Genomic DNA, 12357 nt, shown 5'->3' with positions numbered 1-12357 from the left:
GACGGTCTCGCGCGGGACCTCGGTATAGGTGGCGCCCGGGGTGATGCAATTGACGGTGATGCCGAAATCGCCCAGCTCGCGGGCCATGGCCCGGGTCATGCTCATGACCGCGCCCTTGCTGGCCACGTAGTGGAGGTAGTGGGGGCGTCCCATGAAGACCACGCCGCCCAGAAGGTCGGGCGCTCCAGGAGGTAGCGCATGAGGACCTCGTAAGTGATCCAGAGCGCCATCCCGCCCATCAGGAGCGCCCCCCCGAAGGCCAGGGCGGCGATCAGCCTCTCGTAGGCCGCCGCCAGTCGCCTCACCGGGTCAGCCCAGCTGGGCGGCTCGGGTGAAGACCTCCCGGAGCCGGGGGCCGTGCCGGGGCGAGTCCTTGACGATCTGCTCCCAGAGCGTCTCGGGCGCGATTTTCAAGAATTGCCTGGCCTCCGCGTCCGGCAGGGTGACCGGCTCCACTCCCTGCTTCCGGAGCCGGTCCCGCTCCCGTTCGGCCTCCTCGCGAAAGACCTTCGCCCCCCACTCCTCGACCTCCCGCACCGTCTCGACGAGGAGGTTCTGCAGATCCGCCGGGAGCTTCTCGAAGGCCGCCCGGTTCATGAGCAGGGAGGAGCGGACGTCGTAGTAGGTGGGAAACAGCATGTACTTCGCGACTTCGTGGAACTTCCGTTCCTCGATCCCGATCTCTGGCCTCCGCCGGGGCGATGGTCACCGTGGCGACGCCGAGCGTCTTGAGCAGCGGCGTGTAGAGCGGGACCGTTCGGATCTTCTTTCCCTTGAAGAACTCCAGATTCCGGGCCGGCGCCTTGGTCAGGATGGTGAAGCCGATCCCGCTCGAGGGGATACCGAGGAAGACGACCCCGAGCTTCTCCCGGTGGATCTCGTCGAGGAGCTTCACGGCTCCCGCGGCATGAAGCGACCTCAGCGAGGCCTTCTCGGGGTACATGGCGTTCGCCTCGGGAACCGCCGAGGCGTAGAAGGTCCCCGAGGTCTGGACCAGGTCGAAGACCCCCTTGGACACCGGCTCCGCGCTCTGGAACGCCGGCACCGCCTCCGGCCCGCCCCTCCACTCGATGAGCAGGTCGCCGCTCGACTTCTTCTCGACCCTCGCCATCAGTTCCAGGAGCGGCTTGTTCCACACCAGCGGCTTCTCCCAGGTCGAGATGGCCTTGAGCACGACCTTGGACCTGGTCTGGGCCCCGGCCCTCCGCGGCGACCGGGCCGCCGCCACGGCGCCGCCGGCCACCGCGCTCCGCACGAACTGCCGCCGCGTCAGATCCTCATGCCTGGTCCCGGTCTCCATGGATTCTCCTCTCGAAACGGCGGCCTTGCGCGCACAGCGGCCTGCTCGCGCCGGGTCGGTTCAGCGCCCCGGCCATGTGGGCTACTCTGGGGGAAGACCCGGCAGGAGCCAGCCCCGCACCGGATCAGCATGGCCTCGAACGTAGACGCACTAGAACACCCGTGGCGGTGGGGCGTCAAGCCCGTCGGCCGATGGTCGGCGGCCTTCTGCCTCGTGGCCGGCTTCCTGGCCGGCAGCTGCGCCAGCCCCGCCGGCCCCGGGCCGCTCCGGCCCGATGAGCCGCTCAAGATGGTCTGGGTCGTGGGCCACGGCTGGCACGTGGGCCTCGCGCTGCGCCGCGAGGACGTGTCCGCCGAGGCCTGGCCCGAGGCGGCCGACGTCGGGCGCGTGCGGTTCCTGGAGGTCGGCTGGGGCGACGGCGAATTCTATCCCGCGCCTCGAGGCACGAGCGGGATGGCCATCCGAGCCGCGTTCTTCTCCCGCTCGAGCGTACTCCACGTGGCCGGCTTCGACTCGCCGCCCGCCGACTACTTCGCGGCATCGCCGGTGGTCGAGGTGCGGCTCGCGTCGGGTGGGCTCGACGCCCTGGCCCGCTTCATCCGCGAGGTGTACGCGCGGGAGGCCGGCGGCGGTCTCGTGCGGGTGGCGCCGGCGCTCTACGGTCAGGGCTGGTTCTACCGGGCCCGGTTGCACTATCGCGTGTTGGAAAACTCCAACACCTGGGCCGCCCGCGCCCTGGCCATCGGCGGCTGTCCCGAGACGGCCGGGCGCGCGCTCACGGCCGAGGCCGTGCTGGAGCAGGCGAGCCGCTGCGGCCGGGTGGTGCGGGGGCCTTCGGGCGCGCCCGCCCGCCCAGGCGGGCCACGAGAACGGATGAGGCGCCGGCGGTTCGCACGGTTGCGGGGCGGACCCGGCCGGAGTACGCTGCCTCGGGAGCGACGCGAGCAATCGGGCGGGGACCGTTCCGCGCCCGCGGATCGGGCAAAGCTGACGAAGGAGGCGGTCAATGCGCGAGAGGACAGGAACGGATAGCTGGGCGTGGGGCATCGGGGCGGCGGTCCTGGCGGTCGTCGCGGGCGGCGGGGCGGGGTCGGGGGCGCTGGCCGCCGACCCCGTGAAGGTCGCGCTGGTCGCGACCTTGTCGGGGCAATCGGCGAAGTCGGGTGAGGGGATCAGTCGCGGCCTGGCCATCGCCATCGACGAGATCAATGCCAGAGGCGGCGTGCTCGGTGGCCGGCCGATCGAGCTCATCCGGCGGGACGACGAGGCGAACCCGGCCAAGGGCCAGATCGCCGCGCGGGAGATGGTCCACCAGGAGAAGGTGGTGGCTCTCTTCGGCGGCATCGAGACGCCGGTCTCTCTCGCCATCGTGCCCATCGCCAACAAGGAGAAGATTCCGTTCATGGGGGTGTGGGCCGCCGGCACCGCGATCACGCGCAACGGCGCGAGCCCCAACTTCGTCTTCCGGGTCTCGGCCGTCGACGAGCTGGTCGACAAGGCGCTCGTCCAGTACGCCATCAAGACCTTCGGCACCAAGAGCCCGGGGCTGATGCTGATCAACAATCCGTGGGGCGAGTCGAACGAGAAGGGACTGACCGCCGCCATCAACGAGGCCAAGATCACCCGGGCGGGCGTCGAGAAGTTCGAGCAGACCGACGTCGACATGGTGCCGCAGCTCTCGCGCCTGCGAGCGGCCAACGCCGACACCATCGTCTTCATCGGGAGCGCCGCTCCAGGGGCGCAGGTCATGAAGGCGCTCGATCGGCTGGGCTGGTCGGTGCCGGTGGTCTCGCACTGGGGCATCTCGGGCGGACGGTTCTCGGAGCTGGCGGGGGCCTCGGCCGGCAAGGTGCACTTCGTCCAGACCTACAGCTTCTTCGGACCGCAGAGCGAGGTCGGCCAGAAGGTGCTGGCGGCCCTCAAGGCGAAGTACCCCGACATCAAGGGCCCGGGTGACGTCATCCCCCCGGTGGGCGTGGCCAACGCCTACGACGCGATGCAGCTCCTGGCCCTCGCCATCAACAAGGGGGGCAGCACCGACGGCGACAAGATTCGCCAGGCGCTCTACGAGATCGGGCCCCATCGCGGCCTGATCAAGAACTACGTCAAGCCGTTCTCACCGGGCAACCACGACGCGCTGAGCGAGAACGACTACATCATGGTCCGGTACGAAGGCGACCAGATTGTCCCGGTCAAGTAGGGAGCAGCCGGGGCCGGGAAGGCGCCGGGCGGGGTAGCGTCTGCTCCTCTTCTCGGCGTTCGTCTCGGGGCTCGGGCTGGGCAGCATGTACGGGCTCCTGGCCCTGGGCTTCTACGTGACCTACGCCGTGTCGAGCACCGTCAACTTCGCGCAGGGAAGCTCGATGATGCTCGGGGCGGTGCTCTGTTACACCTTCGCCGTCACGCTCAAGTGGGGCGTCCCCCTGGCCATCGCGGCGGCGCTGGCGCTGTGCGCGGCCTGGGGGATCGCCGTCGAGCGGCTCGCGGTCCGCCCGTTCGTCCGGGGCGGGTCGAACGCCTGGCTCATGTCGACGGTGGCGATCGGCATCATCCTGGAGAACGCGGCGCTGTTCTGGTACGGCAAGGAGCCGCGGAGCCTGCCGTCGCCCCTGGCCCGCCAGACGATCAACGTCGGCGGGCTCGGGGTCTACCCGCTCCAGATCCTCATCCCCGTGGTCGGCCTGGCGCTGGCCGTCGCGCTCCACCTGGTGTCCCAGCGCACCCGGCGCGGCAAGGCGATGCTGGCCGTCGTGCAGAACCCGGACGCGGCCCGGCTCATGGGCATCGACGTCGGAGCCGCGATCACGGCCAGCTTCGCGGTGTCCACCGTCCTGGCCGGGGTCGCCGGGATCCTCATCGCGCCCCTGTTCAATGTGTCCGCCGACATGGGGACGCTGTTCGGCATCAAGGCGTTCGCCGTCGCCATCCTGGGCGGCATCACGAGCCCGTGGGGTGTCGTGGTCGCCGGCTTCGTGTACGGCCTGGTGGAAGCGCTCGTCACCGCCTCGATGGGCTCGCCCTACACGCAGATCGTGACCTTCGCGCTCGTGATCGTGGCGCTGGCCGCGATGCCCACCGGGCTCTTCGGGCGCGCCGCCCTGAAGCGGGTGTGATGGCCGCCCGCGCCGCCGCCGCCGGGCTCATCGCCCTGGCCCTGACCGCGGCCCTGCTCGGGAACAGCTATCAGCTCTTCATCCTGACGACGCTCGGGCTGACCACGATGGCCGGCCTCGGGCTGAACATCCTGCTGGGGCTGACCGGCCAGGTCTCGCTCGGTCACGTGGGCTTCTATGCCATCGGGGCCTATACCGTCGCCATCCTCACCACGACCTACGGCGTCGGCTTCTGGGTGGCGCTGGCGGCGGCCGCGCTCATCACCACCGTGGTGGGCACGCTGCTGGCGCTGCCCGCGCTCCGCGTGAGCGGGCCGTACCTCGCGATGGTGACCATCGCCTTCGCGTTCATCGTGGAGCACGGCTCCACCGAGTGGCGCGGTCTCACCGGCGGCGCCAACGGGCTGCTCAACATCCCGCCGCCGGCGATCCTGGGGTGGAGCTTCGACGAACGCGCGCTGGCGATGCTGGTGGTCGGCCTCACCGCCGTCGCCATGCTGCTGTTCCAGCGCCTGGCGGGGAGCCCCTGGGGCCTGGCCATGCGAGCGGTGCGCGACTCGGAGATCGCGGCCGGCTCGATCGGCCTCGATTCCGTGCGCGTCCGCACCACCGCGTTCGTCCTGTCGGCGGTCGTCACCGGCGTGGCCGGCGCCTTCTTCGCGCCGTTGACCGCCTTCGTCAGCCCGTCGAGCTTCTCGCTGCTCCAGTCGATCCTGTTCCTCCTCGTGGTGATCGTCGGGGGGGCCGGGACGGTGGCCGGTCCGCTCCTGGGTTCCCTGGTGGCCGTCCTGCTTCCCGAGGTGCTGGCGGGTCTGGCCGAATATCGGCTGCTCTTCTTCGGGGGTCTGCTGCTGGTGGTCCTGTGGCTGGCCCCCGACGGCATCGTGGGAGGCCTCGCCCGCCTGCGCGGCCGGCGGCCGCCCGGGCCCGCCCCGCAGCGCGACCTCGACGTGGCCGTCTTCCTCGCCGAGCGGGCGTCCGGCGCGCCGCTTCGGATCGAAGGCCTCGGCATCTCGTTCGGCGGCCTGCGCGCCGTCGACGGCGTGACCTTCACGGCCCGGGGCGGCCGGGTGACGAGCCTCATCGGCCCCAACGGCGCGGGCAAGACGACCGTCCTCAATCTGATCTGCGGGCTCTACCGGCCCGATCAGGGGTCGGTGACGCTCGGCCCGGAGACGATCACCGGATCGCCGTCCCACGCGGTGGCCCGCGCCGGGATCGCCCGCACGTACCAGACGAGCCAGCTCTTCGGACGCCTGACCGTCATCGACAACGTCGTCATCGCGCGGCGCCGCGGGCGCCTCGGCTCGCTCGGCGCCGCCGTCCTGGGGCGCCGCGATGCCCCGGAGCTCCGGCGAGAGGCCGAGAGTCTGCTGGCCTACGTGGGGTACCGCGGCCCGGTCGACCGCCTCGCCGACGAGCTGCCCCACGTGGACCGGCGGCTGGTCGAGATCGCCCGCGCGCTCGCCGCCGAGCCGCAGGTCCTCATGCTGGACGAGCCCGCCGCCGGCCTCGGTTCCGCGGACACCGAGCGCCTCGGCGGGCTGCTGCGCGGGATCGCGGCCACCGGGGTGGCCGTGGTGCTGATCGAGCACGACATGCGGCTCGTGATGGGCGTCTCGGACGAGGTGGTCGTGCTCGACGCCGGCCGGTGCATCGCGCGCGGCGCGCCCGACGAGGTGCGGCGGGACCCGGCCGTCCTGCGGGCCTACCTCGGCGAGGGAGACGTGGCGACGCGGCCCCGCCCGGGCGGCTGGCGTCCGGGCGAGGAGCGGATCCTCGCCGTCGAGCGGCTCGACGCCGCCTACGGCGCCGCGCCGGTGCTGCGCGCGATCGATCTGGCGGTGCGGTCCGGTGAGCTGGTGGCCGTGCTGGGGGCCAACGGCGCCGGCAAGTCGACTCTCCTGCGCGTGCTCTCCGGACTGCACCGTCCGCTGGCCGGCTCGGTGCGCCTCGGAAGCCGCGAGGTGACGACCCTGCCGGCTCACGCCCGTCCCCGAGCCGGACTCGTCCTGGTCCCCGAGGGCCGGCAGGTCTTTCCGGAGCTCAGCGTCCTCGACAACATCCGGCTCGGCGCCTACGGCCGCGGCACGCCGATCGGCGCCGGGGAGCTCGAAGGCCTGCTGGCGCGGTTTCCCGCGCTCCGGTCCCGGCTCGGCGCGCGGGCCGGCCTGCTCTCGGGGGGAGAGCAGCAGATGCTGGCTCTGGCCCGAGGCCTGGCGGCGCGACCGCGCGTGCTGCTGCTCGACGAGCCCTCGCTGGGTCTCGCGCCCACGCTGGTGGCGGGCCTGTTCGAGGCCCTCACCGAGCTGCGCGACGACGGCACCACGATCCTGCTGGTGGACCAGATGGCGACCTTGGCCCTGGCCGTCGCCGACCGTGGCTACGTCATGGAGTCCGGGCGGATCGTCCACGAGGGCCCGGCGGCCGCCCTTCGCGGCCAGGCCGTCGTCGAGCAGGCCTATCTGGGCGCGGTGTGAGACAACGAGAGGAGGTCGGGTCATGGATCTCATCCTGAGGAACGCGCGCATCGCGGGCGCGGCGGATCCCGCCGCGCTCGCCGACATCGGGATCGAGGGCGGTCGCATCGCCCATGTAGGCCCGCGTCTGTCGGCCCCTGGCCGGGAGATCGACATCGAGGGCCGGCTGGTGTCGCCCGGCTTCGTCGAGACGCACATCCACCTGGACAAGTCCCGGCTCCTGGACCGCTGCCGCTCCGACGAGGGCACGCTCGAGGAGGCGATCGGCCAGGTCGCGGCGGCCAAGAAGGCGTTCACCGCCGAGGACGTCCACCGGCGCGGGGCGGCGACGCTCGAGCAGGCCATCCTGCAGGGCACGACGCACATGCGCACCCATCTCGAAGTCGATCCCGGCATCGGCCTGCGCGGGTTCGAGGGCGTGCGCCCGCTCGTCGACGAGTACCGGTGGGGCATCGACCTCCAGATCTGCGTCTTCCCGCAGGAGGGGCTCCTGAACAATCCGGGGACCGACGAGCTGATGGTGGCCGCCCTCCGGCAAGGCGCCCGCGCGGTGGGGGCGGCGCCCTACACCGACAGCAATCCCAAGGGCCAGATCGACCGCGTCTTCGAGCTGGCCCGCGAGTTCGACGTCGACATCGACATGCACCTCGACTTCGGTCACACGGCCGACGACTGGGACATCGAGTACGTCTGCGCGCAGACGGAGCGGTACCACTACGGCGGCCGGGTCGCGGTGGGGCACGTCACCAAGCTGTCGGTGGTCCCGCCCAAGCGCCTGGAAGAGGTCGGGCGGCGCGCCGCCGGCGCCGGCGTGGCGCTGACTGTCCTCCCGGCGACCGACCTCTACCTGATGGGCCGCCACCAGGAGCACAGCGTCCTGCGGGGGGTCGTGCCCGTCCACAAGCTGCTCGCGCTCGGCGTGAACTGCTCCTTGTCGAGCAACAACATCCTCAACCCGTTCACCCCCTTCGGCGACTGCTCGCTGGTGCGCATCGCCAACCTCTACGCGAACATCGCTCAGGTGGGCAAGCGCGACGGCGCGCGGGATTGCTTCGAGATGATCACGCGGCGCTCGGCCCGGCTGCTGCGCCTCGACGACTACGGGCTGGCCGTCGGCAAGTCGGCCGACCTGGTCGTGCTCGACTGCGCCTCGACCGAGGCGGCCGTGGCCGAGGTGGCCACGCCCCTCTTCGGTCTGAAGCGCGGGCGGATGACCTTCCGGCGCGAGCGCCCCCAGCTCTTGCGGCCGAGCTGAGAGTCCGTGACGGACTTGATGCGGGAGGTTGCCCTGCGCGGGCCACGCGACACAGCTGGTTGCTGGTGGGGGGGTTTGGGGGGGAGCGGCAGCAGGCGCTCCCACCCCAAGTTGAAGGATCTTCTGGGGTGACGCCGCCGGCGGCGCGCGACACCGGCCCGCTGCCCTTCGACGATCCGATCGGGGCCTTCTGCCGGCACACTCACGTGGCCCTGGCGGGGGCACCGAGCGGTCCGCTGGCCGGGCTCAGCTTCGGGGTCAAGGACGTCTTCCACATCGCGGGCGCCCGCACGGGGTTCGGCCATCCGGACTGGCTCCGCACGCACGAGCCGGCCGACGTGACGGCCACCGCGGTGCAACGGCTCCTGGATGCCGGGGCGCGCATGATCGGGAAGACGCACACCGACGAGCTCGCCTACAGCCTCACCGGGGAGAACGTCCACTACGGCACCCCGCTCAACGTGCGGGCGCCCGACCGCATCCCGGGGGGGTCGTCGAACGGCTCGGCGGCGGCGGTGGCCGCCGGACTCGTCGACTTCGCGCTGGGGACCGACTGCGGCGGCTCGGTCCGGCTGCCGGCGAGCTACTGCGGGATCCTCGGGTTCCGGCCGACGGTCGGGCGCGTCTCGCTCGACGGCGTCATCCCCTTCGGCCCGCCCTTCGACGTGGTGGGGTGGTTCGCGCGTGATCCCGAGGTGCTCGAGCGGGTAGGGCGGGTCTTGCTGGACGACTCGACGACCGAGCCGGCCCCGCCCCGCCGTTTGCTCGTGGCGACGGACGCCTTCGGCCTGGTCGAGCCGCGAGTGGCCGGCGCGCTCGCCCCGGCGGTCGCCGAGATCGCGCGACGTCTCGGGCCGCCCGTGGAGGTGACGGTCAGCGCCGAGGGGCTGCCGGCGTGGTTCGAGACGTTCCGGGTGCTCCAGGCGGCGGCGATCTGGGCGAACCACGGCGAGTGGATCACGCGGACGAGGCCCGCGTTCGGACCGGGGATCAAGGAGCGCTTCGAGTGGGCGGCCCGCGTGGCGCCCGCGGACGTCGATGCCGCCACCGCGCGGCACCGCGCCATTCGGGCCCGGCTCGACGCGGTCGTCGGCGCGGGCGACGTGCTCTGCCTGCCGACCTCACCCCGGGTGGCGCCGCGCAAGCAGACGCCGGTCGACGACATCGAGGTCCGCTACCGGCACCAGGCGATGCACCTCCTGTGCCTCGCCGGGCTCGGCGGGCTCCCGCAGGTCAGCCTGCCGTTGGCCGAGCTCGACGGCCTCCCGCTGGGGCTGTCGCTGGTGGGGGCCCGCGGCGCCGACCTCTCCCTGCTCGCCCTCGCCCGGAGACTCGTGGCCGCGCCGGGTCCCGTCCCGGCTCGGCGCCCTCAAGGGGCCGCACCACCTCCGTAGCCCCGGCTCCTTCCGGTCACTCCCGGGCCCGTCTACGGATGGGAACGCGACCTTCCGTTCGGCGATCTCGGCACCGTCCAGCCGATGCTGGAGTCCAACGCTGCACGGCGGGATCAGGAAACAACGGCGTCATCCCGGTGTGACGCCAACGCATCTGAGAGACGCTTCGTGATCTTCACCATATCGGCGTCCGGCCGGTCGAAGCCATAGACGAAAAGCGGAAAGTTCAACGGTTTCTGGACCGCCCAGATATCTTCGTGCCGGTCGGGAGGAAGAATCTTGATCGGGTCACCGACGGCCACCCATCCGATCGGCACTGTCTCGCCAGGCGGCAGGCTGGATCGAAGGTGGACGACTCCGTTGATCCTCACCTCCGAGCCCTTCCCGAGGCGGGCACCGTGAAAGACGGCTGCGCCCGTCGCGATGAACACCTCATCCTCGACGTAGCACCCCACCAGATGCGCGTTGGGCCCGATCAGGCAGTGGCTGCCGATGCGGGTGGAATGACGGCCGGTGCTACGCACGACGGCGTTTTCCATGACGATGCCGCACTCGCCGATCTCGATTCGACCGCCTTCGGCGACGATCGAGGCCCCGTGCATGATCCGGCAGTGCGCACCAATCGCAACGTCGCCGCACACGGTCGCTGTCGGCGCGACATACGCGCTCGGCTCGACTCGTGGCATCTGGCCAAGATGGGTGAGAAGCATGTTGCGGGGCTACTTCGCGCGGCGCGGCGCGCGTTGCAGCAGCTCGGCCAGGTCCTGCTTCCAGAATCTCGCTTGGAAGGTGGTGCCGTGGCCGGCGGTCTGGTCACTACCGGGAATCAGCAGCACGCGCCCGTCCTTCACGCGCTTGATCTCGCGGTCCAGCAGCCCGAGCTCCGGCGGATTGCGCTCGTCGTCCGCCGAGTTGATCGCCAACAGTGCCGCCTGGACGCGCTCCAGGCCCGACGAGGCGTTGTAGTCGCGCGACGCGTCCCACTGGTACAGGTGGTCGTTGGCATCACCGCGGAACGGCGCGCTCAGGCGCTGGTTGAGGAGCTGGTCGGCCTTCTCGCGCGTCGGCGCCGCCTTGTAGAGCGCCTGATTCCCGCCGTTGGTGGCGATGCCGTAGAACACCGAGGCGAACTGCAGGCTGCGTGGCTGCTTGGTGTAGTTGCCGTTCATCCACTCCGGGTCGTTGCGGATGGAATCGACGATGAGGCGGCGCGTCATCCAGTTGCGGCCGGACATCTCGGTCGGCAACGACGCCATCGGCACCGCAACGTCCATGAAGTCAGGATATCTCTGGGCCCAGATCCAGGTGTGCATGCCGCCCATGGAGTTCCCCAGCACGAGCCGCAGATGCCGCACGCCCAGGTGCTCCGTGACCAGCCGGTATTGGGCATGGACCATGTCGTCGTAGCTGTACTTCGGGAAGCTCGCGCGCAGGCCGTCCGAGGGTTTGGAGGATTTGCCGGTGCCGATGGCGTCCGGCAAGATGATGTAGTAACGGCTGGCGTCCAGCGGCTGCCCGGGGCCGAAGAGTTCGCCGGCGAACACGGGTCTCAGCATGCCGGCGCCCGATCCGGTCGTGCCGTGCAGGATGAGCACCGGCTCGCCGGTGGCCGCGCCCACGGTTGTGTAATGGAGGCGCAACTCGGGCAGGACCTCGCCGGTGTGAAAGCGGAAGTCGCGCACCACCCAGCTGCCCTCCTTCGGCGCCGGGTAGTCGGCGGCCAGGCCCGGAAGGGCCGTCAGGGTGAATGCCAGACTCCAGATTGGCCAGGTAAGGACCTTGATGAGCCTCATGTCGGTCTCCTTCGTTACTTGGCGCACCCTTCATTGGCTTGCGGCTGACGACGCCATTGAGGGGCCGAGCCGGCGAGCGAAGCTCGCTGGCGAAGGTCCGTCTCCAATGGCTGGTTAGGCATCATGCTCCCTCTAGAAGGTGTTTGGCGGCGTTGAGATCACGCTTCACCCATTCGGCATCGGCTTCAAACCTCTCTTGGTCCATGCCCGGTTGGCGAAAGAGGGTGAAGATCAGCTCGCATCCTTCGCCGTTGGCTACGACGCGTAGTGGAATGTAGATCTGAACGTCGGGCTGTGGCGTAGCCCAATGATCCAGAACTCCGAATGCGTTTCGCTCGGAGAAGCGAACTTGCATTGGACCGTCGGGCGTCTGCGCTACCCATCGCCCGTCTACTCGGCTCAGCGTACCCAGCCCTGATGCCCACTTCGGAAAGCTAGCTGGATCGGACAGAAAGTCGTAGACGAGCTCGGCGCTTCGCGCGATCGACACACTCAGGTGACGCACCTCGCTCATTTCAGCCATTGCGATACCTCACTGGAGATGTCAACCTCAAGACTGCCAAGGCGCTGGGGTTGACGATTCCGCAGTCGCTCCTGCTCAGGGCGGATGAGGTCATGAGGTGAGAGGACAAATTCGGCTGGCCGAAGACAGGCAATGCGCCAGCTCGAGCGAGTGATCTCCTTCCAGCTCCCGGGTTCACCCGGGTTTTCGGGCGAGGGCCGCGACGTGGATGAAGGCCCAGAACGCGTCGGGGTGAACGGCCCAGCCCCGGAAAGCGGCGGCCATCGCCTCGAGATCTGACCGGGACGCGTACCCGTACTCGACGGCGCGTTGGCCCATCGGGGAAGTCAGGAGGCGCTCGGCGTAGGACTCCCCCCATTCCACGGTCTCGCTCGGCGTCGCGTAGCACCACACCGCGGCCGTGATCCGGAGGTCACTGACGCCGGCGGCGTTGAAGAGCGCGCGGAGCTGCCGTCCCATCCGGGGCTCGCCGCCGTTCCGACGCCAGGTCTTGAGGTGG

General features: G+C 70.5%; 11 protein-coding genes and 1 pseudogene. 6 read left to right on the top strand and 6 right to left on the bottom strand.

The window, feature by feature from the left end; translation table 11 throughout:
• Positions 1-159, bottom strand: a pseudogene (locus tag VGW35_08755) (SDR family NAD(P)-dependent oxidoreductase).
• A gap of 150 nt (positions 160-309) precedes the next feature.
• Complete coding sequence (locus tag VGW35_08750) at positions 310-675, bottom strand: hypothetical protein (GenBank protein HEV8307745.1); 366 nt, start codon at positions 673-675, stop codon at positions 310-312.
• 754 nt (positions 676-1429) lie between these two features.
• Here VGW35_08750 and VGW35_08745 point away from each other — a divergent pair.
• The 6 genes from VGW35_08745 to VGW35_08720 all read left to right on the top strand — a co-directional run bounded on the left by VGW35_08745 (position 1430) and on the right by VGW35_08720 (position 9542).
• Positions 1430-2332: a DUF2459 domain-containing protein gene (locus VGW35_08745; GenBank protein HEV8307744.1), complete on the top strand. Its 903-nt coding sequence runs from the start codon at positions 1430-1432 to the stop codon at positions 2330-2332.
• Entirely contained in the window at positions 2307-3500 is a 1194-nt protein-coding gene (locus VGW35_08740; protein HEV8307743.1) for an ABC transporter substrate-binding protein, read from the top strand. Before VGW35_08745 ends, VGW35_08740 begins: the two co-directional genes overlap by 26 nt.
• Before the next feature lie 40 nt (positions 3501-3540).
• Positions 3541-4413, top strand: a complete 873-nt coding sequence (locus VGW35_08735) for a branched-chain amino acid ABC transporter permease (GenBank protein HEV8307742.1) — start codon at positions 3541-3543, stop codon at positions 4411-4413.
• Positions 4413-6893, top strand: a complete 2481-nt coding sequence (locus tag VGW35_08730; protein ID HEV8307741.1) for a branched-chain amino acid ABC transporter ATP-binding protein/permease — start codon at positions 4413-4415, stop codon at positions 6891-6893. The genes VGW35_08735 and VGW35_08730 overlap by 1 nt, the downstream gene beginning before the upstream one ends.
• A 22-nt stretch (positions 6894-6915) precedes the next feature.
• Positions 6916-8148, top strand: a complete 1233-nt coding sequence (locus VGW35_08725) for an amidohydrolase family protein (GenBank protein ID HEV8307740.1) — start codon at positions 6916-6918, stop codon at positions 8146-8148.
• 128 nt (positions 8149-8276) lie between these two features.
• Positions 8277-9542 (top strand): amidase, encoded by a 1266-nt coding sequence (locus VGW35_08720; protein ID HEV8307739.1) that lies wholly within the window; start codon positions 8277-8279, stop codon positions 9540-9542.
• A 113-nt stretch (positions 9543-9655) separates the two neighbouring features.
• On the opposite strand, the gene VGW35_08715 is transcribed toward VGW35_08720, so the two are convergent.
• From VGW35_08715 to VGW35_08700, 4 genes are all read right to left on the bottom strand, one after another.
• The gene (locus tag VGW35_08715; protein ID HEV8307738.1) at positions 9656-10252 is read right to left on the bottom strand and encodes a gamma carbonic anhydrase family protein; all 597 of its coding nucleotides are present in this window, start codon (positions 10250-10252) and stop codon (positions 9656-9658) included.
• 9 nt (positions 10253-10261) lie between these two features.
• Positions 10262-11335, bottom strand: coding sequence for an alpha/beta fold hydrolase (locus tag VGW35_08710; GenBank protein HEV8307737.1), 1074 nt, complete (start codon positions 11333-11335; stop codon positions 10262-10264).
• A gap of 121 nt (positions 11336-11456) precedes the next feature.
• Positions 11457-11858: an SRPBCC family protein gene (locus VGW35_08705; GenBank protein ID HEV8307736.1), complete on the bottom strand. Its 402-nt coding sequence runs from the start codon at positions 11856-11858 to the stop codon at positions 11457-11459.
• 174 nt (positions 11859-12032) lie between these two features.
• A partial coding sequence (locus VGW35_08700) for an SAM-dependent methyltransferase (protein HEV8307735.1) occupies positions 12033-12357 on the bottom strand: 325 nt, incomplete at its 5' end.

This window comes from Candidatus Methylomirabilota bacterium (genome assembly GCA_036005065.1).
GTDB lineage: Bacteria > Methylomirabilota > Methylomirabilia > Rokubacteriales > DASRDR01 > DASYQW01.
Note: the sequence above shows the minus strand (reverse complement) of the source record. Positions and strands in the feature narration are given on the sequence as shown.

Bases quoted from the DNA above. Each gene is read 5' to 3' on its own strand.
- VGW35_08730 (HEV8307741.1), top strand. From the start codon at position 4,413: ATGGCCGCCCGCGCCGCCGCCGCCGGGCTCATCGCCCTGGCCCTGACC.
- VGW35_08740 (HEV8307743.1), top strand. From the start codon at position 2,307: ATGCGCGAGAGGACAGGAACGGATAGCTGGGCGTGGGGCATCGGGGCG.
- VGW35_08710 (HEV8307737.1), bottom strand. From the start codon at position 11,335: ATGAGGCTCATCAAGGTCCTTACCTGGCCAATCTGGAGTCTGGCATTC.
- VGW35_08725 (HEV8307740.1), top strand. From the start codon at position 6,916: ATGGATCTCATCCTGAGGAACGCGCGCATCGCGGGCGCGGCGGATCCC.
- VGW35_08745 (HEV8307744.1), top strand. From the start codon at position 1,430: ATGGCCTCGAACGTAGACGCACTAGAACACCCGTGGCGGTGGGGCGTC.
- VGW35_08715 (HEV8307738.1), bottom strand. From the start codon at position 10,252: ATGCTTCTCACCCATCTTGGCCAGATGCCACGAGTCGAGCCGAGCGCG.
- VGW35_08705 (HEV8307736.1), bottom strand. From the start codon at position 11,858: ATGGCTGAAATGAGCGAGGTGCGTCACCTGAGTGTGTCGATCGCGCGA.